Source organism: Vibrio sp. F13 (assembly GCF_020806305.2).
In the GTDB taxonomy this organism is placed as follows: Bacteria; Pseudomonadota; Gammaproteobacteria; order Enterobacterales; family Vibrionaceae; genus Vibrio; species Vibrio crassostreae_C.
Map to the genome: position 1 here is coordinate 1890900 of NZ_CP170175.1, position 25281 is coordinate 1916180.

Here is a 25281-nt window from a genome sequence, read left to right on the forward strand (position 1 = left end):
TGAATAGGAAGTAACAATGATTAGATTGATGGTGTTAGACAATCCACGTCTTGCTCAAGCATTTATTGATTATATGGCCTCTCGTCAGATCCCTATTCAGATGTCTCCAGAGGGAGAAGGGCGTTTTGCTCTTTGGCTTCTTGATGGCCAATTTCAGGTTGAAACCGAAGCTGAGCTGAATCGTTTTCTGGCTGAGCCCAATCATAAGCGCTATCAAGCTGCATCTTGGGACATGGCAGAGACCAGAAAGAGCAACTTCCATTACCACACGCCAAGCTTCATGGGCATGATCAAAGCCAAAGCAGGCCCAGTGACACTAAGCCTGATGTTGGTGTGTGTGGTGATTTTTGCGCTGCAACAGATCGGTTTTGGCCAAGCTATTTTCAATGCCCTACATTTCCCAGCGGTGGATGGACAGCAATGGCAGCTGTGGCGTTGGTTGAGTCATGCCGTTCTACATTTCTCTGTTATGCACATCGCATTTAATATTTTGTGGTGGTGGCAGCTAGGTGGAGACATTGAGAAGAAACTTGGCAGCCTCAAGCTACTTCAGATCTTTGCTGTCTCTTCTGCGCTTTCAGGTGCTGGGCAGTATTGGGTTGAAGGGGCGAACTTCGGTGGTTTGTCTGGTGTTGTGTATGCCTTGGTTGGTTACTTATGGGTGGTTGGTGCGAAGGCGCCACAACTTGGTTTAGGTATCCCAAGACAGATTGTCGGCTTTATGTTGGTGTGGTTGGTGCTTGGGTACATGCAGCCATTTATGGCTATCGCCAATACGGCGCATTTAGCTGGTCTAGCCGCTGGTGTGATTATTGGCTTTATCGATGCGATGAAAGCACCAAGCTCGACAAGAAGCTAATTCATATCTTCTAATGAGTAGCCAAACGATAGAGACAAAAAAAGCGGCCAGATGAGCCGCTTTTTTATTGGGATTCGTTTTACATCATTACTGATAAAGGTATTTGGTAAACAGTAAGTCAGCAATCAGGGTTTTACCTGTCTCTGGAAGCAAAATCTTGTTGAGGTGTTCAACTAAGGATTTTCTTAAGTCTTCACGGCCAGATAGAGATTTAATGGTTTCTTCGTTTTGTTTGCCAAGCAATTCAATCACCGCATCGCGAATCAGTGGTTGGTGATGCTCAATAGCGGCCAAGTCGCTACTATTTGCCACCATGATGTCGAGGCGAACCTGAATGTAGCCCAGTTTTTTACCTTTAGTGTAAAAATTGGTGGTCAGGTCTGGCTCTAGCGTGAAGTAGGCGAGTTTAGCTGCCGACTCCTCTTCCGCGAAACTTGATGCTGAAAAGAGTAGGGTAATCGCAAGAAATATTTGGGCTACATAACGTTTGTGCATATTTGTGACTTTTCTTTAGTTTATTCGCGATATTCGAAACGCATTAGTCTTGTTACAATGAGCGGTCTAAATCTAAATACGTTTACAATTCGAAGAACGCTTTAATTTTGTTCGAAAGTTGAAGCTTTATTGTACGTGTAAAGTCACCTATTGAATACTAGTATGAATCAGCCAATATCGCTGTATCTTAATTCGTTAATGAATGTAGATTGGCAAAGTACAGAAACATTTGATTTTCCTAATGAAACCACCAAAGAGTGGCTGATGGAGCAAGGTTCTCTTTCCCGCAAGTTGGGGAAGTGCTGTCAGCACCTGTCTGTTGAGTTGCTTCATAATCAAGTTGTAGAACGCTCAATGTTGCAACAAGACGAGGAACATCTTTTATCATCGTTTGATTGCTTACTGCGTAAAGTGATTTTAAAGGGTGATGACGAACCGTGGGTGTTAGGTCGAACCTTGATTCCCCGAGTCACATTAGAAGATCATCAGCACTCAGACCTTTCTCAACAAGGTAATGTTCCGCTTGGATTGACCGTTTTTAGTGCTGAGAACGTGGAGCGAGATGCGCTGCAAGTTGGTTGGGTTATCGCAGGCGATGAGCGATTACTCGCGCGTCGTTCTCGATTATGGATGAACCATAAACCGATGCTTGTGGCAGAACTGTTTTTACCAACATCACCCATTTACTCTAAGGAGAGTGTGTAAATGCTTGCCACCAAAGCGAAGGCGTATTGGCAATTAACGCGAATGAATCGCCCGATTGGTACCCTATTACTCCTTTGGCCGACCTTGTGGTCACTGATTATCGCCGCACAAGGTATGCCTGATTTTGATGTCTTGGTTGTTTTTGTACTCGGCGTGGTGTTGATGCGTTCAGCTGGCTGTGTGATCAATGACTTTGCGGACCGTAAAGTAGATGGTCATGTTAAACGTACCAAGCAGCGTCCACTGCCGTCTGGTTTGGTTTCCAGTAAGGAAGCGATTCTGCTCTTTTTAGTGCTAGCCGTAGTTTCATTCTTGCTGGTACTCACCATGAATCCACTGACCATTAAGCTCTCATTTATTGGTGTGGGTCTGGCGTTCATTTACCCTTTCATGAAGCGTTTTACGCATCTTCCACAGTTGTTTCTTGGCTTAGCGTTTAGTTGGGCGATACCAATGGCTTGGGCGGCACAAACCAATGAACTGCCAAGCATTGTGTGGTTTGTCTTCGTGATTAACGCGTTGTGGACGATTGCTTACGACACGCAATATGCGATGGTTGACCGAGATGATGACTTGAAGATTGGTATTAAATCGACGGCTATTTTATTTGGTCGCTTCGATAAACTGATTGTTGGCTCTTTGCAACTCGTCACCCTAGCGATGCTGATTGCGTTAGGCATGCATTACCAACTAGGAGATACCTTCTATTGGGCACTGTTGGTAGCGGGAAGCTTATTTGTGTATCAACAACACCTGATGCGCCACCGTGATCGAGACCTTTGTTTCCAAGCCTTTCTAAACAACAACTATGTTGGAATGGCAGTGACAGCGGGCTTGTTCATTACCTTCTGGTAAGCATCCGCTTTTCGAGTTAACGAACGCTAAAGAAAAAGGCACCCATTGGGTGCCTTTTTTGATCGTGTTCGGTCTCGCTATTCAAGAGATTCTAAGCTGATGATTACTCCGCTTGGTGGATACTCTCTTGAATCGTCAAACGTACTTCAGGGTAAAGCATTGAGTAGAGAAGCTTAGCGAATTGCTGAGTCTTTTCTAAATCGCAGTTACCATCGTTATCCAGATATTGCTGCTGTTTCAAAGTGGCGAACATCGACGCAAACACGCCTTTATCGAAGAACTCTGGTGCATTAATGCCTTGTAGACGTCCCAGTCGTTGTGCGATGTCTTGGCTCTTCTGCTCAAGATCAGATTTATCCAGATCAGGGTTTTCTGCCAATAGGTTCAAAGCAATAGAGTAGCGCTGTAGCGTTTCTGAAATCGTACGGCCTAACAGCATCAGTGCTTGGCTGTTTGACTGGTTGATGGTGACTTGGTTGTCCGACACCACAAGCATACCTTGGCCAACAAGCTCTTCAATGATGTTCGCTACCACGCTTTCAAGCTGATCTTCGTCATAGCTTAAGAACAACTCTTTCTTCAAGAACGGGTAGATAGCAGCAACGTTCTCTTGAATCGTGTCAATGGTTAGGCCGTGCTGACGAATGGTCATCTGAGCAATTAATGATGGTAGAGCAAACAAATGAATGATGTTATTACGGTAGTAGGTCATCAGAATTGACTGGTGACGGTCTAGCGAAATGATGTCGCCCATTGAGTCTGATTCAATTAGGAACTTGTTCAGCGATTCAGCGTGTTTTACCAGATCTTCAGCACTGTCTTTTGGTACCGTAAATGTATCAGAGTAAGGCACGTTCTTAAGCAGAGACAGGTAACAGTTGATCTGAGAAACCAAAGAGTCACGAGACAATGCACGCTGTCTTGAAGCCAGTAACGCCGTTGCACAAAGTGTTAGTGCGTTGGTCGCTGCCGCATCGTTAATGTGTGTCATCATTTTGGTTGCCAGGTCATTGACCACTGGATTCATCCATTGTGGCTTGCTGGTTCCCATTGGATCGATATCTTTAGTCCACTCTGGAGCGTGCTCGTTCAGATATTGGTTAAGCTGAATCGGCTCACCAAAGTTGACGTAGCCTTTACCAAAATTGCGCAGTTTACGGAGTGTACGAATCACTAGGCTCGCATTTTCTTTTTCTTTGCGCTTACCACGAAGTTCTTTTGCGTAGGTCGCCACTTCCATTACGTGCTCATAGCCGATGTACACAGGTACTAACGTTACTGGACGGTTCATGCCGCGCAGCATAGCCTGAATAGTCATCGCCAACATGCCGGTTTTAGCTTGCAGTAGACGACCCGTACGAGAGCGACCACCTTCACTGAAGTACTCAACTGAGTAACCTTTAGCGAACAATTCTGCCAGATATTCACGGAAAATAGTCGAGTACAGCTTGTTGCCTTTGAAGCTCCGACGAATAAAGAACGCACCACCATGACGAAAAATAGGACCGGCAGGGAAGAAGTTCAGATTGATACCCGCAGCGATATGCGGCGGCACCATGCCTTCGTGGTAAAGCACGTAAGAAAGCAGTAAGTAATCCATGTGACTACGATGACAAGGCACATAAACAATCTCGTGACCATCTTGAGCCAGCTTACGAACTGTTGAAGCGTTGCTGATATGCAGGCCTTGATACAACTTATTCCACAACCAACCAAGAATCTTCTCACCGCGTTTGATTAGCGAGTAAGAGAAGTTCGCAGCAATCTCGTCCATGATGTCTTGAGCTTCTTTGCTCGCTTTCTCGATCGAGATGTTTTTTGCTTGTGCTTCATCTTCAATCGCTTTCTTGATCGCTTCAGATTTTAGTAGGCGGTCAAACAGAGCTTGGCGACTGGGCAGGTTAGGACCTGATGCTGCAAGTTTTTGGCGAGAAAAGTGAATACGTGCCACGCGCGCCAGTTTGTGTGCGATGGTGTTGTCGGTGCCGTGTGAGTTAGCCATGTAACGTAGAGAAACCACAGGACTAAAGCGAACCAAGCAGTCACGACCTGCCAGTAATACCGCTTTTGATTTCTCTAAGCCGTTCATTGCTTGTAGGTAAGGTTTCTGGTTATTCTCTTTACCAGGCTTACGACCCCACAATACAGTGGCAGGGATAACTTGAACGTCGAGATCAGAGTCTTCAGCATGCAGTGAAAGCAGCTCAGAGAAGACTTCAATTGATGAGCTTGGTACATAATCATCGTCTTGCAGCAGAGTTTTGCGAGAAGAGATGAAAACGTAGCGTTGCAGTGATTTGCCGTTGATTTCAAGCTTGCTCAACGGATCAGGTAGGCCTAATTCAAGTGCATGTTTTTGCAATGTAAGAATGTCGACACTTGAGCGAAACGGTAAGGCGTATACAATCGGTTTGCTCAAATCAACGTTCAAATCCTCAACAGGGTTTGAAGGAATTGATGTGCCCTTTACCAATACGGATAAAGGTAGCTTCATTAATGAACGTGAAAAAGATTGTCCAGAAGACATATAGGTTCACTGCCTCAATAGTTATTTCAATGTGCTGAAGCGTATCTCTATTTCTCTGATAAAAAGGATAAATCCTATGAGTGAAATAGGGATAAGCCTAGGCGTAAATTTAATCGATGCAAGAATACCAGAAACTGGTCTAACCTTTTAATGGAAATAGTCATATTGCCGTTAAGTTTGTGGAAAATCATTCATCGACTGATTGAGTATAGGGTTAAAAATGACCAAAAAATCAAACACCGGATTCAAACGCATCATCAAAGCAGCAGGCTTTTCATGGCAAGGCATTACGAGTTCGTTTAAAAATGAGGCTGCATTTCGACAGGAAGTGTTCATGGCGGTCGTGCTTATTCCGTTGGCATTTTACCTAGATGTAAGCCAAGTTGAACGAATCTTAATGATCTCATCGGTGGTATTGGTGATGGTTGTCGAGCTAATCAATACCGCGATTGAAGCGGTTGTCGACCGAATCGGCAGTGAACATCATGAGCTTTCTGGGATGGCTAAAGATGTCGGTTCGGCAGCAGTTTTCATCTGTTTGGCACTCGCAGGTTATGTGTGGCTAGAGATCCTGTTTTTGTAATTTGCTAAAAATGAACTAAAAACAAGCAATTGCTTTGCTTTTGTTCAGTTACTGGATATACTCACAGTCAACTGTATAAAAAGACAGGTGAATCATGAAGCCGTTAACGCCCCGCCAGCAACAAGTCTTTGACCTTATCAAAGGTAAGATCGAAGATTCCGGTATGCCACCGACACGTGCAGAAATCGCGCGTGAACTAGGCTTCCGTTCTGCTAATGCTGCAGAAGAACATTTGAAAGCTCTTGCTCGTAAAGAAGCGATTGAGATTATCCCGGGTGCGTCTCGCGGTATTCGTATTTTGCTTGAAGATGCAGCAAACGAAGAGCAAGGTTTACCATTAATCGGTCAGGTTGCCGCTGGTGAGCCTATCTTGGCTCAAGAGCATGTAGAAATGCATTACCAAGTTGATCCAGGCATGTTTAAACCACAAGCTGACTTCTTACTTCGTGTAAATGGCGAAAGTATGAAAGACATCGGTATTATGGATGGTGATTTATTAGCTGTTCATAAAACACAAGATGTACGCGATGGTCAGGTTGTAGTGGCTCGTGTCGATGATGATGTAACGGTAAAACGCCTAGAACGTAAAGGTTCAACGGTTCTGTTACATGCTGAAAATGAAGAGTTTTCTCCAATCCATGTCGATCTAGAATCTCAACACTTGTCTATTGAAGGGCTTGCGGTTGGTATTATTCGCAACACCGACTGGATGTAGTCAGTACAAACAGCTTATTGATATTTATTCTCAATAACTTGTCATTGTAATTGATATTCATTATCATCTTCTTTGTCGAGATACAAGGAAGATGATGATGACAAACCCAACCAAACCTCAAATGAAGCCGCTTACTCGTAAGCCGCGCTCCTCTGTTCAAAAGGCTTCTTCTGAACAAGGGTCTGCACATCAAGAATTCCAAGTTCCGACGAACCTCGTTCAGCATCTTTGGTTTCGTAGCCGTGAAAGCCTAGCTGATGATGGTCTCGTTTATGATCCTATCGCAGCTCAAGCCTGCAAGCGTTGCCAGCTCGCACCAGAATGTCTTACCGGTGAACTCGACCAACAGCAACTCCTTTACGCGACACTGACTCAACTTTGTGATTCTCAAGTTCAACAGTTTTTATCTCATAACCCAGATGCTTGGATTATTAACGTGGGAGCAGGGCTCGATACCCGTTTCTACCGTTTAGATAATGGCCGCTGTCATTGGGTTGAGTTAGATGTAACCGAGAATCTGCTTTGGCGACAACGCTTGTTCCACAAAAATGAACGCTATCGCTTAGAGTGTGGCTCTGTCGATGACCTAACTTGGTTGGATGAACTTAATATTCCAGAACAAGCCTCGGTGATGGTGGTGTGTGAACATGCTTTGCTGGATTGTAATGAACAACAGACCGCGAACTTCATTCAGTCTTTGAGCCGCTACTTTACTCATGCACATGCGTGTTTAGTCTTAGCTGGAGATAAAAGCTCAAGTACGTTGGGACAAAAGCTTGGTTCAGGAAAGTATGCTCATGGGTTGTCTTCACCAATAGACAGCGTTCTTAATTGGCTGCCATGGGCACAATGGGTAAAAGCGTTTTCTCCCCTAGACCAACAATGCAATCGTTGGAAATTGTGGCAGCGGCTTCTTTGTAAGATCTCTCAGGTCAAAAAGCGTTTAACGCCGCAGTTAGTGCTCGTTAAGTGGTAACCCTAGTGGTTCTGTATTTCGAGTAACTGAGTACATAGCCGGTATAAGTAAAATTCCACAACATAGTGAAAGCCCACCCACTAGGTTAAACTATCGCCTCTAATCTAAGAGGTGATCGTGAAGCTATTTAATCCCCAAACTATTTTTCAAACGCTATCCAATCAGGCGATGCACAAAAAAGTGCTGCTGCTCGCGATCCCGATGGTTCTCTCTAATATTACTGTTCCACTGCTGGGCTTAGTCGATGCGGCGGTTATCGGTCACCTCGAGCACTCTTGGTATTTAGGTGGTGTGGCGCTGGGCGGCACAATGATCAGCGTGACCTTTTGGTTGCTTGGTTTCCTGCGCATGTCGACAACAGGGCTAGCCGCACAATCTTATGGTGCGAATGATGGCAAGCAACTTGGTTTAGTCTTTGTGCAAGGCGTGACCATGGCCTTAGGGTTTGCTGGTGTCTTTTTGCTTTTACACAGTCTAGTCGCCGATTTAGTTTTCTCATTGAGTAGCGCCAGTGATCAAGTTAAGCACTATGGTCAGCAATATTTCTCAATCCGCGCTTGGAGTGCGCCTGCTGCGCTAACTAACTTTGTGATTCTAGGTTGGTTACTCGGGACTCAAAATGCCAAAGCGCCCATGTGGATGGTGATCATCACCAATATCACCAATATCGTTTTGGATATTGTTTTTGTTATCGGCTTAGGATGGCAAGTGGAAGGTGCAGCATTGGCATCTGTAATGGCTGATTATGCCGGTCTAACATTTGGCTTGATTTGTGTTTACCGAATCTGGGCGAAGAAGCAGTTACCATCGCCATGGGATCTGCTTAAGAAAACCAGCCAAGGTTTGAGTCGTTTCGTGAAATTGAATCGCGATATCTTTCTTCGTTCATTATGCCTACAAGCGACTTTCACTTTCATGACCTTCCAAGGTGCAAGCTTTGGCGATGATGTTGTTGCGGCCAATGCCGTGTTGATGAGTTTCTTGATGATCATCTCTTATGGGATGGATGGCTTTGCCTACGCAATGGAAGCGATGGTCGGTAAGGCGATAGGCGCGAAAGACAAAGATGAGCTGAACCAGTCATTGATTGGAACTTTCTTCTGGAGCTTCAATATTTGTTTGGTACTGACCATAGTGTTCGCACTCGTTGGCTCGAGCTTAATCAATATGATCACCACAATCCCAGACGTGAAGAGTCAAGCCGAGGTGTATTTACCGTGGTTAATCGCAATGCCATTGGTGTCTATGTGGTGCTTCTTGTTGGATGGTATTTTTGTTGGAGCAACTAAGGGCAAGGATATGCGCAATAGTATGTTTGTTGCGACCTGTAGTTTCTTCGCGATTTTCTATTTAGCATCAGGTTTAGAGAACCATGCACTGTGGTTAGCGATGCTGAGCTTTATGGCAATGCGCGGAATTGGTCTTGGTGTGTTGTTTGTTTCTCAGTGGAAGAAAGGGGAGTTTCTCGCTTAGCTCTGAGGGCTCTGTTTGTGGAGAGTAAATGAGGCTGTACAGGTAAAGGGGTATTTAGAACATCATGATCTAATTACTATCAATGCCTTAATATTCAGTGTTTTAAATAAAAACAGCAAGCGCGTGGCTTGCTGTTTATGTATTTGGCCTATGGGTGGTCAAATACTCCTATTGGTTCTTTATCTAGAATAAACGGTTAAGCCCGTTGAGTGCTGCAACACGATAAGCTTCCGCCATCGTTGGATAGTTAAAGGTTGTATTCACAAAGTACTCGATGGTATTTGCTTCACCTTTCTGTTCCATGATCGCTTGTCCGATATGGATGATTTCAGCGGCACGCTCACCAAACACGTGGATACCTAAAATCTCTTTGGTTTCGCGATGGAACAGAATCTTCAAGCTACCAATGTCTTTACCCGCAATTTGAGCACGAGCTAGGTGTTTGAATGAAGAACGTCCTACTTCATACGGTACTTTAGCTGCGGTAAGTTCTTGCTCGGTTTTACCAACAGAACTGATCTCCGGGATGGTGTAGATGCCGGTTGGAATGTCTTCGATAAGGTGGCGTTCAGCTTCACCTTTCACAATTGCTTGAGCCACAAATCGACCTTGGTCATAAGCCGCGCTTGCTAGGCTAGGGTAGCCAATCACATCACCGACAGCGTAAACATGGTCAACATTGGTTTGGTAATTGGTATTTACTGAGACTTGCCCACGCGAGTCCGCTTCTAAGCCAACAGCACCAAGGTTCAGTTTATCGGTATTACCCGTTCGGCCATTGGCATACAGTAGGCAATCAGCGCGCATCTTTTTACCTGACTCTAGGTGAATGATCACGCCATCATCAGTGCCTTCAATTTTCTCAAAGGTTTCATCGTTGCGAATCACGACACCGCTGTTCCAGAAGTGATAAGAAAGTGCATCTGAGGTTTCATTGTCTAGGAATGACAACAGACGGTCACGAGTATTGATAAGATCGGTTTTTACACCCAAACCGCGGAAAATCGACGCGTATTCACAACCAATAACGCCAGCACCATAGATGATGATGTGTTGCGGGTCGTGTTTAAGAGAAAGAATCGAGTCACTGTCGTAGATACGTTCATGCAGGAAGTCGACGTTATCTGGTTGGTAAGGGCGAGAGCCTGTCGCGATAACAAATTTGTCTGCACTGTAATGTTCTTCAGTGCCATCGCTTTGCATTACCGAGACAGTGTTGGTATCGATAAAACGTGCAGTACCAAAGACCAACGTGCACTGGTTGCGGTCGTAGAAGCCTTGGCGTAATCGAGTCTGCTTGTCGATAACCGATTTGGCATGCCCCAAAATGTTAGAAAACGTTGAGTGTATGCTTTTGTTGTTCTGACAAAACAGCGGATTACTGTTGAATTCGATAATACGACTTACGGCATGACGCAGTGCCTTTGAAGGAATGGTTCCCCAGTGAGTACAACCACCACCAACGCTGCTCTCTTTCTCAATGATTGCAACGTTCAACCCGGCTTTGGTTAATCCCATCGCTGCCCCTTCTCCTCCGGGGCCACTACCAATTACGATTACATCAAAGTGGTTGGAGTGCGGCATAGATATCTTCCTTGTTATATTTGAGTAACATTGCTTTAGCGAGATTTTAACTGATTCTGTTCTTGGGTACATGAAAAGGGCATCAGAGAGTCGGTGGGATCACGCAGTGTTATCGAAAAAATAATATTTGGTATGTCGTATGTCTCCAAATGACAGTGTGGATATTGAAATTTTTTCTTCGAACGTATTTACTTCGGTACGTGAACAAAGAGGTATGTTTAGTGTCTTATATAACCAGAGTGCCTTATATAAATAAGTGATTCGCGTTATATTGAATAGAGTATTAGACATGCCTGTTTAGGCTGTAAAAGAAGAAATTGATAAAGTATGAAACCAATGGGCATTCGCGCACAGCAAAAAGAAAAAACTCGTCGCAGCTTAATCGATGCAGCATTTAGCCAACTCAGCGCCGATCGTAGTTTTTCCAATCTAAGCTTGAGAGAAGTCGCTCGTGAGGCTGGAATAGCACCGACTTCCTTTTATCGTCACTTCAAAGACATGGATGAGCTTGGCTTAACCATGGTTGATGAAGGTGGCTTACTGCTGCGCCAGTTAATGCGTCAAGCTAGGCAACGCATAGTAAAAGAAGGCAGTGTGATTCGTACATCGGTTGAAACCTTTATGGAATTCATTGAAAGCAGCCCTAACGTATTCAGACTGTTATTGCGAGAGCGCTCAGGAACTTCATTTGAGTTTCGTGCAGCGGTAGCTCGTGAGATACAGCACTTCTCTGCTGAGTTAACCGAATATTTGATAACGACTGGCATGACAAGGGACGAAGCTTTCACTCAAGCGGAAGCCTCGGTTATCTTAGTCTTCAACTCAGGGGCAGAAGCATTAGATTTAGATCGACGTCAGCGAGATGAATTGGCTGAACGCTTGATCATGCAATTGCGAATGATGGCCAAAGGAGCTTTTTGGTATCGTAAAGAACGTGAACGTAACCGATTAAAAGGCGGGATTGAATAATGTCGAATGAAAATAATACTGTAAACCGTGGTTCTGAAAGAAAAACACTCGTACTTGCTGTTGTAGCCGGTGTGTGTGGTGATGCATTGTTATCTTGGGTAACAATGAGCGAAGTGGGCTTCTCTATTTTCCCGCTTATCGCTTTAGTTTTGGCTGTACAAGCGCTTTACCAAGAGTACCTAACTAACCCAGTATCTGAAGATATCCCACTAGTAGGTTTAGCTTGTTTCTTCGTGGGTGCATTTGGCCACTCGGCTTTTGTGAAGGCACAACACCCTGATGCTGGCTCAAACTTCTTTGCGATTATTGTCGCGATGTTGCTTCTTGCATGGGTAGGTAAGAAACTCGGCTTTATCGGCAAAACTGCTTAAGCTGATTTAGAAATTAAAAAAACGAGCCAATGGGCTCGTTTTTTTTGTATCTGCTGTTTGGCTTAGACCTGAAAGCGATACTTACGCTTTACGCTCTAGGAATACGCCAGCTTCCATGTGGTGCGTGTAAGGGAACTGGTCAAACAGAGCAAAACGAGTGATGTCGTGCGTTTCGCTTAGGATGTCTAGGTTCTCTTTCAATGTTTCAGGGTTACAAGAGATGTACATGATACGCTCGTAGCCTTGAACCATCTTACAAGTATCAACATCCATACCTGAACGCGGTGGATCAACAAAGATAGTGTTGCAGTTGTAGCTCTTAAGATCGATGTTCGCTTGCTGTAGACGACGGAACTCACGCTTGCCTTCCATTGCTACAGTAAAATCTTCTGCAGACATACGGATGATCTGAACATTTTCAATGTTGTTCGCAGCGATGTTGTATTGCGCAGATTCTACTGACGGTTTCGCCAGTTCAGTTGCCAGTACACGCTCGAAGTTTTGTGCTAGCGCTAATGAGAAGTTACCGTTACCACAGTAAAGCTCAAGTAAGTCGCCTTTGCTGTCTTGAGTACAATCGACAGCCCATTCCAACATTTTCTCTGCTACTTTGCCGTTTGGTTGAGTAAAGCTGTTTTCTACTTGTTGGTAGATGTAGCTGTCACCATTCACGTCTAGCTTTTCAATGACGTAGTCGCGGTCTAGTACGATTTTCATCTTACGCGCACGGCCAATCAGGTTTAGATTGAAACCTTCATCGTTTAATTGCTGTTTAAGTGCTTTAGCATCTTGAATCCACTGTTCACCCAATTGACGGTGGTAAAGCAGTGACACCAAAATTTCGCCGCTTAGTGTAGATAGGAAGTCTACTTGGAATAGCTTGTGGCGTAGAGAATGGTTGCTCTTCATTGCATCCGTTAATAGAGGCATTAGATCGTTGATAAGACGACTAGCCGCAGGAAACTGGTCTACGCGGTATTTTTCTTTGGTCTCTTGATTGAACATGACGTAATACATATCGTCACCTTCATGCCACACGCGGAATTCAGCACGCATGCGGTAGTGTTGTTCTGGAGATTCATACACTTCCAGCTCAGGCACATTGTATTGTGAGAACATTTCAGTAAGACGTTCAGTCTTTTCTGCGAGCTGTTCTTGGTAGCGTTGCGGGTTTACATCTAAATTCGCCATTGTTATGCCTTTTGCTGTCGTGCTTTTAAATCAAGAGCGCAGATTTTATTCAATCACAGGCGCTTGTCCAGTGTTGAGAGCTATTCAATGTAAATCGACCTTGAAAACTATAGCTTATAACTATCTTAGACTAGACAAATGATTCATAGGTTAATACTATCTCCGACAAGCTGGTGCCATTTGGATGTATAGATGGCTGAAGAGGGAATCTGGTGTGAATCCAGAACTGACGCGCAGCGGTAAAAGAGAACGAGTATTCATAAGACACTGCAAATAGCTTTTTGTGGGAAGTCGAATATTAGGTAACCATAAGGGTTGTGCTCTTGAGTCCGAATACCTGCCAGCGGCTAAGCCACACAATGTGGTTTGGTAGGACTTTACGCGATTTAGGATCACAACATGAAGAAATCCCTTTTAGCGGTTGCTGTAGCATCGCTGCTTTCACCTATCTCCAATTTACACGCCCAAGAAGCATCTGCCGACGAAACCATGGTGGTGACGGCTAACCGTTTTGAGCAAGTTGATGGCGCAGTATTAGCGCAAACTGTAGTGGTTACCAAAGAAGACATTTCAAAACTTCAAGCAAATAGCCTTATTGACGTTTTTCGAACGTTGCCAAGCGTTGAAGTTGCTCAATATGGTGGTCGCGGGCAAACAGCCTCGTTCTATGTGCGAGGCGGTAGTTCTTCTCAAGTTCTAGTACTAATGGATGGAACTCGCTTACCAAGAGCTATGATGGGTGGTGTTGATTTTAACTCTTTGCCAGTTAACTCAATTGAACGAATTGAATTCATTCGTGGTGCGCGCGCCTCTATATATGGTTCTGAAGCTATTTCTGGTGTCATCAATATTATTACTAGAGCAGATGTGAATGAGAATGCCGTTAAAGTGTATGGCGGGTATGGCACAAACAATCATTATGTAACCTCCTTAGCTGCTCTGCATAAAATTGATGATAACCAACATATTAAAGCTGTTGTTGGTTATGAAAAGGATGATGGATTTAATGTTAAGCCGATTGAGGGTATCAATGATGGTGATGAGCACGGCTTTGAGTCATACAATTTAAATATTGGCTACCAAAATCAGCTAACCAAGACAGTTAATGCCTTTGTTAATGTTGTGGCTTATGACAACGAAGGTGAGTACGACAATAGCTCGGCAGCTTCTCCTTGGGGGCCTGCTCGACATGAAGAAAAAGTTGGCCGAACTGAATTTCGTTCAATCAATACAAACTTGGCTTACAACGAAGATAACCTCACTTCAACGTTAGATCTTACTTATGCAGAGCAAGACAACTACGATTATATTGTAGGTAAGAGTAAGAAAAGTGGTGGTATCACATCGATTAACCAAATCAATGCTGCTTGGTTGAATTCATACCGAGTAAACGAGCAGTTGGCTTTGGGTGGTGGTTTAGATTACCGACGTGAAGAGTTAGATGAAGGTTATACTGGTTCTAGTTACTATAAACCAGAAGAGAACCCTCGTGAAAACTATGGTGTGAGTGTTATTAGTCAATACACTATAGATGGCTGGACACTTGAAGCAAGTGCTCGAAATGATGAGAACAGCCAATATGGAAACAACACGACGTGGCAAGCAGCGGCGGGTTGGGCATTCCTTGATAATTATGAGCTTAAAGCGAGTCATGGTACTGCATTTAGAGCTCCTACGTTTTTAGACTTATATTACCCAGGTTACGAAGCTCCTAATCTAAAAGCAGAAGACTCTCAAAATACAGAGTTAACACTTGAAGGCACACATTCTTATCTAGATTGGTCTATTACTGGCTTTATCAACAAGATTGATAACATGTTGATGTGGCAGGGTGCTGGCATGACCAATATTGGTGAAGCTGAAATCAAAGGTGTTGAACTGGGTTTAGGTTTTGATACTTCAATCGTTACACACCAGTTTTACTTAGATTGGAAAGATCCAGTAGATAAGTCTAATGGTAAAGAGCAGCAATTAGCATACCGTTCTAAACAAGGCGCTAAATGGAACGCCTTTGCTGAGTTAGGTGATTGGGTTCTGGGCTCTCAGTATCTTTATCAAGGTGAGCGTTTTAATGGTACGACACGATTAGCAAGCTACAGTCTTTGGAATTTTACTGCTGAGTACGCAGTTTCGGCAGATCTTAAGGTGAAAGGGAAACTGAGTAACGCATTCGATGAAGATTATGAAATGTATAGTGGTTACGCGACACCGGGTCGTGAATACTTTGTATCAGCATCTTACCAATTCTAATTATCACCTAAACCGCCTTCGGGCGGTTTTTTCTTATTGGGTATATCAATGAAAAAGAAAGTCGTCATAAGTTGGTCGTCAGGCAAAGACTCTACATTAACCCTAGAACGTCTACTTGAAAGCACCGAGTATGAAGTTGTTGCTCTCTATACTACGTATGTTGGAGATGAGGTCCCTTTCCAAGTCACGCCAATCGAGGTTGTCGGAATGCAGGCTACATTGATCGGTTTGCCTCTAATAACGATTGAGCTGCCGGAGGTGTTCCCAAGTAACGAGATCTATCAAAGTACGATTGTTACGGCGCTTAAAGGATCGGGTTTATCTATTGATGCCGTGGCATTCGGCGATATGTTTTGCAATGGTATTGCTGATTACCGAAGAAGTTATATAGAACCTGCGGGCTGGGAGTGTGTATTTCCTCTACTAGGAGAGAGTAGCCAAACTCTGGCTCAAGAAATCATAAATAGAGGAATCGAAACCTTCCTCGTCACAGTTGATAGCGATGCATTAGACATGAGCTATTGCGGGAAAGAATACACGCCTGAACTAATAGACAGTTTGCCAAGTCACGTCGACCCATGTGGAGAAGATGGTGAGTTCCATACCTTAGTAACGTCAGCGCCATGCTTTAAAGGTAAGCTCAAGATAGAGCTAGAAAATGTAGAGCAGGGTGAGCGCTTTGGGCATCAACGCTACCGAGCTTGCATTATATAGAGTGATGATTGGCGAAAACTAAGTGAAGGGGTATCATTGCTGCGGAACTTCTTACAGGTAATGGTTGTGTCGAAAAGCATACAAAAAAACATATTGGTCTTTGATTCTGGAGTTGGCGGCCTCTCTGTATATAAAGAGATAAGCCAGTTACTACCAAATCACAACTATATCTATGTATTCGATAACGAGGCTTACCCATATGGTGAGCTCGATCAGCAAGTCCTCATTCAGCGAGTCCAAAGTATCGTCGCCAGTTTTGTTGCGAGTCACGCTATTGATATTGTGGTGATAGCTTGTAATACGGCCAGTACGATAGTCCTGCCTGCACTTCGCGCTAATAACCTTATCCCTATTGTCGGTGTTGTCCCGGCAATCAAACCTGCCTCGTTACTGGCTAATAAAGCGGTTGGACTTATTGCAACCCCTGCGACGATTACTCGTGAATACACACACGAGCTCATCAAAAACTTCTCGAGTAATAAAAGAGTAGAGCTGTTGGGTTCTACTCGACTGGTGGATATGGCCGAAGATAAACTCAGAGGTGAGGAAATTAGCCTTGAAGAGTTACAGAAAATCCTTCAACCGATGATCAACACGATTGATGTGGCTGTTTTAGGATGTACTCATTTCCCACTTATCAAATCTGAGATTCAACAAGTACTAGGTGAAAGTGTAATGCTGATAGATTCTGGTAAAGCAATAGCGAAGCGAGTTCAAGATTTGTTGGGTTTGGAAAGCATTAATAAAGAAGTGGGAGTGCGTGAGGTTTTTTGTAGTGCACTTCCTAAAAAAGAAAGTGCACTAAATAGTATGTTAAAGCAGTTAGGGTTTAGCTCAGTTCAGATTCGTCCGTTTCAGGATGTTTAGGATCATTTGCAACACGTACTTTTAAAGTGCGTTGCATGTAATCTTTATCGTTAAGTGCAGAGATTGCATGATTCACATCATTACTTGCCATAACAACAAATCCAAAGCCTCTTCTTTTACCAGTACGTTTGTCTTTCATTAAGCGTACTGCAAATACTTCACCATGCTCTGAGAATAATTCACGTACATGTGATTCGTTCGCTTTGTATGGAAGGTTACCCACATAAAGTGTTTTGGTTGAAGCCTTAGGTTCTGGATCTGATTTTGAGTTGGTGCTTGAAAAGTTAACAACAAAAGCGGAAGCCAAGACACCAAGGATAAAGGTAATTGCAGGCGATATATCTACCTGAGAGAAAACAATGCCGCCTAATACAGCCAGTGCGACAATTAACAACATCGATTTTTTTGAGTTCATATCGGAATACTACATATTAATAAACGAAATAGACGCATCTACTATTAACAAAATAGACACATGAATCTTACGTTCATGGCTTCCATTTTTCCAATGTATTGCTGTGATACGTCTCAAATGTTTAGTTTTTATTCGAAAAATGCGGATCTGGTGGCTTTTTAGGCGAACAAAACTTTTATTTCAAAAAGCCCTTGTGCTCCATCTCAATCTCTCTATAATGCCGCCTCACCGACACGGAGTGAGACGAAAGTCACACAGCGAAATCGGTAGAGAAAAAGAGTTTGAAAATAACCCTTGACTCTCAAAGTGGTGCAGGTATAGTACGCACCCCTAGCGACTGAGATGTGAATCACAAAACGCTAGCGCTCTTTAACAATTTAAACCTATCAATCTGTGTGGGCACTCGTTGATGAATATCAAAACGTTTTATCGTTAGATAAAACAGATTCTTCGGAATCAAAATTGATTTCAATGAACTGAGTGACCAATACGTTTAACTACTTGTAGTTATTCGGCACAGTCAATTCATTACCATTCTGTTCCTATTTATTTAAGAAGAGAGGGGTAATAGCTTTAGAATTACATGTTTCTGTTCTTTTTCGAAAGAGCGGTAAATATTAGTTTTGAAGTCAGTATTCGTTGAGTCACACCTATTAATTTAGGTAATCAAAACTTTAAATTGAAGAGTTTGATCATGGCTCAGATTGAACGCTGGCGGCAGGCCTAACACATGCAAGTCGAGCGGAAACGAGTTGTCTGAACCTTCGGGGAACGATAACGGCGTCGAGCGGCGGACGGGTGAGTAATGCCTAGGAAATTGCCTTGATGTGGGGGATAACCATTGGAAACGATGGCTAATACCGCATAATGCCTACGGGCCAAAGAGGGGGACCTTCGGGCCTCTCGCGTCAAGATATGCCTAGGTGGGATTAGCTAGTTGGTGAGGTAATGGCTCACCAAGGCGACGATCCCTAGCTGGTCTGAGAGGATGATCAGCCACACTGGAACTGAGACACGGTCCAGACTCCTACGGGAGGCAGCAGTGGGGAATATTGCACAATGGGCGAAAGCCTGATGCAGCCATGCCGCGTGTATGAAGAAGGCCTTCGGGTTGTAAAGTACTTTCAGTTGTGAGGAAGGGGGTAGCGTTAATAGCGCTATCTCTTGACGTTAGCAACAGAAGAAGCACCGGCTAACTCCGTGCCAGCAGCCGCGGTAATACGGAGGGTGCGAGCGTTAATCGGAATTACTGGGCGTAAAGCGCATGCAGGTGGTTCATTAAGTCAGATGTGAAAGCCCGGGGCTCAACCTCGGAACTGCATTTGAAACTGGTGAACTAGAGTACTGTAGAGGGGGGTAGAATTTCAGGTGTAGCGGTGAAATGCGTAGAGATCTGAAGGAATACCAGTGGCGAAGGCGGCCCCCTGGACAGATACTGACACTCAGATGCGAAAGCGTGGGGAGCAAACAGGATTAGATACCCTGGTAGTCCACGCCGTAAACGATGTCTACTTGGAGGTTGTGGCCTTGAGCCGTGGCTTTCGGAGCTAACGCGTTAAGTAGACCGCCTGGGGAGTACGGTCGCAAGATTAAAACTCAAATGAATTGACGGGGGCCCGCACAAGCGGTGGAGCATGTGGTTTAATTCGATGCAACGCGAAGAACCTTACCTACTCTTGACATCCAGAGAAGCCAGCGGAGACGCAGGTGTGCCTTCGGGAGCTCTGAGACAGGTGCTGCATGGCTGTCGTCAGCTCGTGTTGTGAAATGTTGGGTTAAGTCCCGCAACGAGCGCAACCCTTATCCTTGTTTGCCAGCGAGTAATGTCGGGAACTCCAGGGAGACTGCCGGTGATAAACCGGAGGAAGGTGGGGACGACGTCAAGTCATCATGGCCCTTACGAGTAGGGCTACACACGTGCTACAATGGCGCATACAGAGGGCAGCAAGCTAGCGATAGTGAGCGAATCCCAAAAAGTGCGTCGTAGTCCGGATTGGAGTCTGCAACTCGACTCCATGAAGTCGGAATCGCTAGTAATCGTGAATCAGAATGTCACGGTGAATACGTTCCCGGGCCTTGTACACACCGCCCGTCACACCATGGGAGTGGGCTGCAAAAGAAGTGGGTAGTTTAACCTTTCGGGGAGGACGCTCACCACTTTGTGGTTCATGACTGGGGTGAAGTCGTAACAAGGTAGCCCTAGGGGAACCTGGGGCTGGATCACCTCCTTATACGAAGATATTTACGATGAGTACCCACACAGATTGATGGTTTAGATTTAGTTAAAGCCAGAGCTTTAATTAATAACGTAAGTTATTGATTAAAGCTTTTTGCTTTATGCTCTTTAACAATTTGGAAAGCTGACTGATTGATTACTTACGAGTAATTCAATCAAATTTAAAAGTTCTCAATGTTTATCTTTCATTAGATAAACACAACAAACACATTCAAGTGTCTTGTATTCGATTCAAACTTGTTTGAATCACAATTGAGTCCGGCAAACAGTCATTGAGAATTAACCCTTCTTGATGACAACCAAAAACCTTGGTTAGTTGCCATACGCTTATTTGTCTTCACTTTTTAAAGTGAAAGCAAATAGAAACCCTTTCGGGTTGTATGGTTAAGTGACTAAGCGTACACGGTGGATGCCTTGGCAGTCAGAGGCGATGAAAGGCGTAATAACTTGCGATAAGCCCAGATTAGGTAGTAATAACCTTTTGAGTCTGGGATTCCTGAATGGGGAAACCCACTTACATAAGTAAGTATCCTGTTGTGAATACATAGCAACAGGAGGCAAACCGGGGGAACTGAAACATCTAAGTACCCCGAGGAAGAGAAATCAACCGAGATTCCGAAAGTAGCGGCGAGCGAAATTGGATTAGCCCTTAAGCTTTTAATGATGCAGGTGAAGAGTCTGGAAAGTCTCGCAGTAAAGGGTGATAGCCCCGTAACCGACACATCATAATCAGTGAAAACGAGTAGGGCGGGACACGTGATATCCTGTCTGAATATGGGGGGACCATCCTCCAAGGCTAAATACTACTGACTGACCGATAGTGAACCAGTACCGTGAGGGAAAGGCGAAAAGAACCCCTGTGAGGGGAGTGAAATAGAACCTGAAACCGTGTACGTACAAGCAGTAGGAGCACCTTCGTGGTGTGACTGCGTACCTTTTGTATAATGGGTCAGCGACTTAATTTTAGTAGCAAGGTTAACCGTTTAGGGGAGCCGTAGGGAAACCGAGTCTTAACTGGGCGTACAGTTGCTAGGATTAGACCCGAAACCAGGTGATCTAGCCATGGGCAGGTTGAAGGTTGAGTAACATCAACTGGAGGACCGAACCGACTAATGTTGAAAAATTAGCGGATGACTTGTGGCTAGGGGTGAAAGGCCAATCAAACCTGGAGATAGCTGGTTCTCCCCGAAAGCTATTTAGGTAGCGCCTCGGACGAATACTACTGGGGGTAGAGCACTGTTAAGGCTAGGGGGTCATCCCGACTTACCAACCCTTTGCAAACTCCGAATACCAGTAAGTACTATCCGGGAGACACACGGCGGGTGCTAACGTCCGTCGTGGAGAGGGAAACAACCCAGACCGCCAGCTAAGGTCCCAAAGTATAGCTAAGTGGGAAACGATGTGGGAAGGCTCAGACAGCCAGGATGTTGGCTTAGAAGCAGCCATCATTTAAAGAAAGCGTAATAGCTCACTGGTCGAGTCGGCCTGCGCGGAAGATGTAACGGGGCTAAGCTATACACCGAAGCTGCGGCTACGTACCTTAGGGTATGTGGGGTAGGGGAGCGTTCTGTAAGCCGTTGAAGGTGGTCTGTAAGGGCTGCTGGAGGTATCAGAAGTGCGAATGCTGACATGAGTAACGATAAAGGGAGTGAAAAACTCCCTCGCCGGAAGACCAAGGGTTCCTGTCCAACGTTAATCGGGGCAGGGTAAGTCGACTCCTAAGGCGAGGCCGAAAGGCGTAGTCGATGGGAAACGGGTTAATATTCCCGTACTTCTTACAATTGCGATGGGGGGACGGAGAAGGCTAGGTGGGCCTGGCGACGGTTGTCCAGGTTCAAGTACGTAGGCGGGTGGTTTAGGTAAATCCGGACCGCTATTAACGCTGAGATACGATGTCGAGCTACTACGGTAGTGAAGTCATTGATGCCATGCTTCCAGGAAAAGCCTCTAAGCTTCAGATTGTAAGGAATCGTACCCCAAACCGACACAGGTGGTCGGGTAGAGAATACCAAGGCGCTTGAGAGAACTCGGGTGAAGGAACTAGGCAAAATGGTACCGTAACTTCGGGAGAAGGTACGCTCTTATCAGTGAAGTCCCTTGCGGATGGAGCAGACGAGAGTCGCAGATACCAGGTGGCTGCAACTGTTTATTAAAAACACAGCACTGTGCAAAATCGTAAGATGACGTATACGGTGTGACGCCTGCCCGGTGCCGGAAGGTTAATTGATGGGGTTAGACTTCGGTCGAAGCTCTTGATCGAAGCCCCGGTAAACGGCGGCCGTAACTATAACGGTCCTAAGGTAGCGAAATTCCTTGTCGGGTAAGTTCCGACCTGCACGAATGGCGTAATGATGGCCACGCTGTCTCCACCCGAGACTCAGTGAAATTGAAATCGCTGTGAAGATGCAGTGTACCCGCGGCTAGACGGAAAGACCCCGTGAACCTTTACTACAGCTTGGCACTGAACATTGAACCTACATGTGTAGGATAGGTGGGAGACTTTGAAACCGCGTCGCTAGATGTGGTGGAGTCGTCCTTGAAATACCACCCTTGTAGTTTTGATGTTCTAACGTTGGTCCCTGAATCGGGATTACGGACAGTGCCTGGTGGGTAGTTTGACTGGGGCGGTCTCCTCCCAAAGAGTAACGGAGGAGCACGAAGGTGGGCTAAACACGGTTGGACATCGTGTGGTTAGTGCAATGGCATAAGCCCGCTTGACTGCGAGAATGACAATTCGAGCAGGTGCGAAAGCAGGTCATAGTGATCCGGTGGTTCTGAATGGAAGGGCCATCGCTCAACGGATAAAAGGTACTCCGGGGATAACAGGCTGATACCGCCCAAGAGTTCATATCGACGGCGGTGTTTGGCACCTCGATGTCGGCTCATCACATCCTGGGGCTGAAGTCGGTCCCAAGGGTATGGCTGTTCGCCATTTAAAGTGGTACGCGAGCTGGGTTTAGAACGTCGTGAGACAGTTCGGTCCCTATCTGCCGTGGGCGTTGGAAAATTGAAAGGGGCTGCTCCTAGTACGAGAGGACCGGAGTGGACGAACCTCTGGTGTTCGGGTTGTCATGCCAATGGCATTGCCCGGTAGCTAAGTTCGGAATCGATAACCGCTGAAAGCATCTAAGCGGGAAGCGAGCCTTGAGATGAGTTTTCCCTGGCACTATAAGTGTCCTAAAGGGTTGTCGTAGACTACGACGTTGATAGGCAGGGTGTGTAAGTGCTGCGAGGCATTGAGCTAACCTGTACTAATTGCCCGTGAGGCTTAACCATACAACACCCAAGGGGTTTTGTGGACTCAAAGAAATACCAAACGCTTGAATGAGTTTGAAAGAGACTTTTAAATCAGTTTTCCAGATTATTTTGCCTTCAGTTTTTAAAAAAGCTGAAAGTAAAAGCAAAATTTGCTTGGCGACCATAGCATTGTGGACCCACCTGATTCCATGCCGAACTCAGAAGTGAAACACAATAGCGCCGATGGTAGTGTGGGGCTTCCCCATGTGAGAGTAGGACATCGCCAGGCTTTAAATTCGACTTTGTCTATTAAATAGACAAGTCACCATAGAGTTCTGAGTTTTCTTAGTATTTTATGTTGACTTTCAAAGTAGAAAGCGTATTATACGCGTCCTGCTTAAGTGCTAAGGCACTGAAAGCAAAGCTCTTTAACAATTTAAACCTATCAATCTGTGTGGGCACTCGTTGATGAATATCAAAACGTTTTATCGTTAGATAAAACAGATTCTTCGGAATCAAAATTGATTTCAATGAACTGAGTGACCAATACGTTTAACTACTTGTAGTTATTCGGCACAGTCAATTCATTACCATTCTGTTCCTATTTATTTAAGAAGAGAGGGGTAATAGCTTTAAAATTACATGTTTACTTCGGTAAATATTAGTTTTGAAGTCAGTATTCGTTGAGTCACAAAATCTTAAATTGAAGAGTTTGATCATGGCTCAGATTGAACGCTGGCGGCAGGCCTAACACATGCAAGTCGAGCGGAAACGACACTAACAATCCTTCGGGTGCGTTAATGGGCGTCGAGCGGCGGACGGGTGAGTAATGCCTAGGAAATTGCCTTGATGTGGGGGATAACCATTGGAAACGATGGCTAATACCGCATAATGCCTACGGGCCAAAGAGGGGGACCTTCGGGCCTCTCGCGTCAAGATATGCCTAGGTGGGATTAGCTAGTTGGTGAGGTAATGGCTCACCAAGGCGACGATCCCTAGCTGGTCTGAGAGGATGATCAGCCACACTGGAACTGAGACACGGTCCAGACTCCTACGGGAGGCAGCAGTGGGGAATATTGCACAATGGGCGAAAGCCTGATGCAGCCATGCCGCGTGTATGAAGAAGGCCTTCGGGTTGTAAAGTACTTTCAGTTGTGAGGAAGGGGGTAACGTTAATAGCGTTATCTCTTGACGTTAGCAACAGAAGAAGCACCGGCTAACTCCGTGCCAGCAGCCGCGGTAATACGGAGGGTGCGAGCGTTAATCGGAATTACTGGGCGTAAAGCGCATGCAGGTGGTTCATTAAGTCAGATGTGAAAGCCCGGGGCTCAACCTCGGAACTGCATTTGAAACTGGTGAACTAGAGTGCTGTAGAGGGGGGTAGAATTTCAGGTGTAGCGGTGAAATGCGTAGAGATCTGAAGGAATACCAGTGGCGAAGGCGGCCCCCTGGACAGACACTGACACTCAGATGCGAAAGCGTGGGGAGCAAACAGGATTAGATACCCTGGTAGTCCACGCCGTAAACGATGTCTACTTGGAGGTTGTGGCCTTGAGCCGTGGCTTTCGGAGCTAACGCGTTAAGTAGACCGCCTGGGGAGTACGGTCGCAAGATTAAAACTCAAATGAATTGACGGGGGCCCGCACAAGCGGTGGAGCATGTGGTTTAATTCGATGCAACGCGAAGAACCTTACCTACTCTTGACATCCAGAGAAGCCAGCGGAGACGCAGGTGTGCCTTCGGGAGCTCTGAGACAGGTGCTGCATGGCTGTCGTCAGCTCGTGTTGTGAAATGTTGGGTTAAGTCCCGCAACGAGCGCAACCCTTATCCTTGTTTGCCAGCGAGTAATGTCGGGAACTCCAGGGAGACTGCCGGTGATAAACCGGAGGAAGGTGGGGACGACGTCAAGTCATCATGGCCCTTACGAGTAGGGCTACACACGTGCTACAATGGCGCATACAGAGGGCAGCAAGCTAGCGATAGTGAGCGAATCCCAAAAAGTGCGTCGTAGTCCGGATTGGAGTCTGCAACTCGACTCCATGAAGTCGGAATCGCTAGTAATCGTGAATCAGAATGTCACGGTGAATACGTTCCCGGGCCTTGTACACACCGCCCGTCACACCATGGGAGTGGGCTGCAAAAGAAGTGGGTAGTTTAACCTTTCGGGGAGGACGCTCACCACTTTGTGGTTCATGACTGGGGTGAAGTCGTAACAAGGTAGCCCTAGGGGAACCTGGGGCTGGATCACCTCCTTATACG

General features: G+C 45.4%; 17 protein-coding genes, 4 rRNA genes and 1 riboswitch. Of the genes, 16 read left to right on the top strand and 5 right to left on the bottom strand.

The window, feature by feature from the left end; translation table 11 throughout:
• Positions 1–16 precede the first annotated feature (16 nt).
• Positions 17–859: a rhomboid family intramembrane serine protease GlpG gene (gene glpG / locus LMH68_RS08660; protein ID WP_102428643.1), complete on the top strand. Its 843-nt coding sequence runs from the start codon at positions 17–19 to the stop codon at positions 857–859.
• Between the two features lie 87 nt (positions 860–946).
• Here glpG and LMH68_RS08665 read toward each other — a convergent pair whose 3' ends face one another.
• Complete coding sequence (locus LMH68_RS08665; RefSeq protein ID WP_017063771.1) at positions 947–1354, bottom strand: flagellar basal body-associated protein FliL; 408 nt, start codon at positions 1352–1354, stop codon at positions 947–949.
• A 162-nt stretch (positions 1355–1516) separates the two neighbouring features.
• Between LMH68_RS08665 and LMH68_RS08670 the strand changes: the two genes are divergently transcribed.
• Entirely contained in the window at positions 1517–2059 is a 543-nt protein-coding gene (locus LMH68_RS08670; protein WP_164091128.1) for a chorismate lyase, read from the top strand.
• Positions 2060–2914, top strand: a complete 855-nt coding sequence (gene ubiA, locus LMH68_RS08675) for a 4-hydroxybenzoate octaprenyltransferase (protein ID WP_017061043.1) — start codon at positions 2060–2062, stop codon at positions 2912–2914.
• 103 nt (positions 2915–3017) lie between these two features.
• On the opposite strand, the gene plsB is transcribed toward ubiA, so the two are convergent.
• Positions 3018–5441: a glycerol-3-phosphate 1-O-acyltransferase PlsB gene (gene plsB / locus LMH68_RS08680; protein WP_229648279.1), complete on the bottom strand. Its 2424-nt coding sequence runs from the start codon at positions 5439–5441 to the stop codon at positions 3018–3020.
• Positions 5442–5661: 220 nt separating this feature from the next.
• Here plsB and LMH68_RS08685 point away from each other — a divergent pair, with 220 nt between their 5' ends.
• The 4 genes from LMH68_RS08685 (at position 5662) to dinF (ending at position 9188) form a co-directional block, all read left to right on the top strand.
• On the top strand, positions 5662–6024 hold the full coding sequence (locus tag LMH68_RS08685) for a diacylglycerol kinase (protein WP_017061045.1): 363 nt from the start codon (positions 5662–5664) through the stop codon (positions 6022–6024).
• Positions 6025–6118: 94 nt separating this feature from the next.
• A complete protein-coding gene (gene lexA, locus LMH68_RS08690) occupies positions 6119–6739 on the top strand; it encodes a transcriptional repressor LexA (protein ID WP_019820514.1) in 621 nt (206 codons plus the stop codon).
• Positions 6740–6836: 97 nt separating this feature from the next.
• The gene (locus LMH68_RS08695) at positions 6837–7715 is read left to right on the top strand and encodes a class I SAM-dependent methyltransferase (protein WP_229648278.1); all 879 of its coding nucleotides are present in this window, start codon (positions 6837–6839) and stop codon (positions 7713–7715) included.
• Between the two features lie 117 nt (positions 7716–7832).
• A complete protein-coding gene (gene dinF / locus LMH68_RS08700) occupies positions 7833–9188 on the top strand; it encodes an MATE family efflux transporter DinF (protein ID WP_017061047.1) in 1356 nt (451 codons plus the stop codon).
• A 183-nt stretch (positions 9189–9371) separates the two neighbouring features.
• On the opposite strand, the gene sthA is transcribed toward dinF, so the two are convergent.
• Positions 9372–10772: a Si-specific NAD(P)(+) transhydrogenase gene (gene sthA / locus LMH68_RS08705; protein WP_017061048.1), complete on the bottom strand. Its 1401-nt coding sequence runs from the start codon at positions 10770–10772 to the stop codon at positions 9372–9374.
• A 327-nt stretch (positions 10773–11099) separates the two neighbouring features.
• Here sthA and fabR point away from each other — a divergent pair, with 327 nt between their 5' ends.
• Together fabR and LMH68_RS08715 are read left to right on the top strand one after the other, a co-directional pair.
• Positions 11100–11741: an HTH-type transcriptional repressor FabR gene (gene fabR / locus LMH68_RS08710; protein ID WP_010438693.1), complete on the top strand. Its 642-nt coding sequence runs from the start codon at positions 11100–11102 to the stop codon at positions 11739–11741.
• A complete protein-coding gene (locus LMH68_RS08715) occupies positions 11741–12112 on the top strand; it encodes a YijD family membrane protein (protein WP_004736696.1) in 372 nt (123 codons plus the stop codon). Before fabR ends, LMH68_RS08715 begins: the two co-directional genes overlap by 1 nt.
• 81 nt (positions 12113–12193) lie before the next feature.
• Here LMH68_RS08715 and trmA read toward each other — a convergent pair whose 3' ends face one another.
• Positions 12194–13303 carry a tRNA (uridine(54)-C5)-methyltransferase TrmA gene (gene trmA, locus LMH68_RS08720; RefSeq protein ID WP_229648277.1) on the bottom strand — a complete coding sequence of 370 codons (1110 nt, stop codon included), beginning with the start codon at positions 13301–13303 and terminating at the stop codon, positions 12194–12196.
• Positions 13304–13457: 154 nt separating this feature from the next.
• A riboswitch (cobalamin riboswitch) is annotated at positions 13458–13663 on the top strand.
• A gap of 39 nt (positions 13664–13702) precedes the next feature.
• Between trmA and LMH68_RS08725 the strand changes: the two genes are divergently transcribed.
• Genes LMH68_RS08725 through murI form a run of 3 tightly spaced genes read left to right on the top strand, consistent with a single transcriptional unit; the run spans position 13703 to position 17134 of the window.
• Positions 13703–15553, top strand: a complete 1851-nt coding sequence (locus LMH68_RS08725; protein ID WP_229648276.1) for a TonB-dependent receptor domain-containing protein — start codon at positions 13703–13705, stop codon at positions 15551–15553.
• 48 nt (positions 15554–15601) lie between these two features.
• Positions 15602–16267 carry an ATPase gene (locus tag LMH68_RS08730; protein WP_102332806.1) on the top strand — a complete coding sequence of 222 codons (666 nt, stop codon included), beginning with the start codon at positions 15602–15604 and terminating at the stop codon, positions 16265–16267.
• A gap of 60 nt (positions 16268–16327) precedes the next feature.
• Positions 16328–17134 (top strand): glutamate racemase, encoded by an 807-nt coding sequence (gene murI, locus LMH68_RS08735; protein ID WP_229648283.1) that lies wholly within the window; start codon positions 16328–16330, stop codon positions 17132–17134.
• Here the strand turns inward: murI and LMH68_RS08740 are convergent.
• Positions 17097–17549: an RNA recognition motif domain-containing protein gene (locus tag LMH68_RS08740; protein ID WP_229648275.1), complete on the bottom strand. Its 453-nt coding sequence runs from the start codon at positions 17547–17549 to the stop codon at positions 17097–17099. The two genes, murI and LMH68_RS08740, sit on opposite strands and share 38 nt — an antisense overlap.
• 676 nt (positions 17550–18225) lie before the next feature.
• Between LMH68_RS08740 and LMH68_RS08745 the strand changes: the two genes are divergently transcribed.
• The 4 genes from LMH68_RS08745 to LMH68_RS08760 all read left to right on the top strand — a co-directional run bounded on the left by LMH68_RS08745 (position 18226) and on the right by LMH68_RS08760 (position 25277).
• Positions 18226–19780 (top strand): 16S ribosomal RNA (locus LMH68_RS08745).
• Between the two features lie 387 nt (positions 19781–20167).
• Positions 20168–23061: ribosomal RNA gene (locus tag LMH68_RS08750) — 23S ribosomal RNA — on the top strand.
• 134 nt (positions 23062–23195) lie between these two features.
• Positions 23196–23311, top strand: a 5S ribosomal RNA gene (gene rrf, locus LMH68_RS08755).
• Positions 23312–23722: 411 nt separating this feature from the next.
• A 16S ribosomal RNA gene (locus tag LMH68_RS08760) occupies positions 23723–25277 on the top strand.
• Together the 16S, 23S and 5S rRNA genes form the textbook arrangement of a ribosomal RNA operon.
• Positions 25278–25281 lie beyond the last annotated feature (4 nt).

What these genes read in the sequence shown, in the direction of transcription:
- LMH68_RS08730 (WP_102332806.1), top strand. Translation starts at nt 15,602, where the DNA reads ATGAAAAAGAAAGTCGTCATAAGTTGGTCGTCAGGCAAAGACTCTACA.
- ubiA (WP_017061043.1), top strand. Translation starts at nt 2,060, where the DNA reads ATGCTTGCCACCAAAGCGAAGGCGTATTGGCAATTAACGCGAATGAAT.
- murI (WP_229648283.1), top strand. Translation starts at nt 16,328, where the DNA reads ATGGTTGTGTCGAAAAGCATACAAAAAAACATATTGGTCTTTGATTCT.
- lexA (WP_019820514.1), top strand. Translation starts at nt 6,119, where the DNA reads ATGAAGCCGTTAACGCCCCGCCAGCAACAAGTCTTTGACCTTATCAAA.
- trmA (WP_229648277.1), bottom strand. Translation starts at nt 13,303, where the DNA reads ATGGCGAATTTAGATGTAAACCCGCAACGCTACCAAGAACAGCTCGCA.
- plsB (WP_229648279.1), bottom strand. Translation starts at nt 5,441, where the DNA reads ATGTCTTCTGGACAATCTTTTTCACGTTCATTAATGAAGCTACCTTTA.
- glpG (WP_102428643.1), top strand. Translation starts at nt 17, where the DNA reads ATGATTAGATTGATGGTGTTAGACAATCCACGTCTTGCTCAAGCATTT.
- LMH68_RS08670 (WP_164091128.1), top strand. Translation starts at nt 1,517, where the DNA reads ATGAATCAGCCAATATCGCTGTATCTTAATTCGTTAATGAATGTAGAT.
- LMH68_RS08665 (WP_017063771.1), bottom strand. Translation starts at nt 1,354, where the DNA reads ATGCACAAACGTTATGTAGCCCAAATATTTCTTGCGATTACCCTACTC.
- LMH68_RS08695 (WP_229648278.1), top strand. Translation starts at nt 6,837, where the DNA reads ATGACAAACCCAACCAAACCTCAAATGAAGCCGCTTACTCGTAAGCCG.
- LMH68_RS08740 (WP_229648275.1), bottom strand. Translation starts at nt 17,549, where the DNA reads ATGAACTCAAAAAAATCGATGTTGTTAATTGTCGCACTGGCTGTATTA.
- LMH68_RS08685 (WP_017061045.1), top strand. Translation starts at nt 5,662, where the DNA reads ATGACCAAAAAATCAAACACCGGATTCAAACGCATCATCAAAGCAGCA.
- sthA (WP_017061048.1), bottom strand. Translation starts at nt 10,772, where the DNA reads ATGCCGCACTCCAACCACTTTGATGTAATCGTAATTGGTAGTGGCCCC.
- LMH68_RS08725 (WP_229648276.1), top strand. Translation starts at nt 13,703, where the DNA reads ATGAAGAAATCCCTTTTAGCGGTTGCTGTAGCATCGCTGCTTTCACCT.
- LMH68_RS08715 (WP_004736696.1), top strand. Translation starts at nt 11,741, where the DNA reads ATGTCGAATGAAAATAATACTGTAAACCGTGGTTCTGAAAGAAAAACA.
- fabR (WP_010438693.1), top strand. Translation starts at nt 11,100, where the DNA reads ATGAAACCAATGGGCATTCGCGCACAGCAAAAAGAAAAAACTCGTCGC.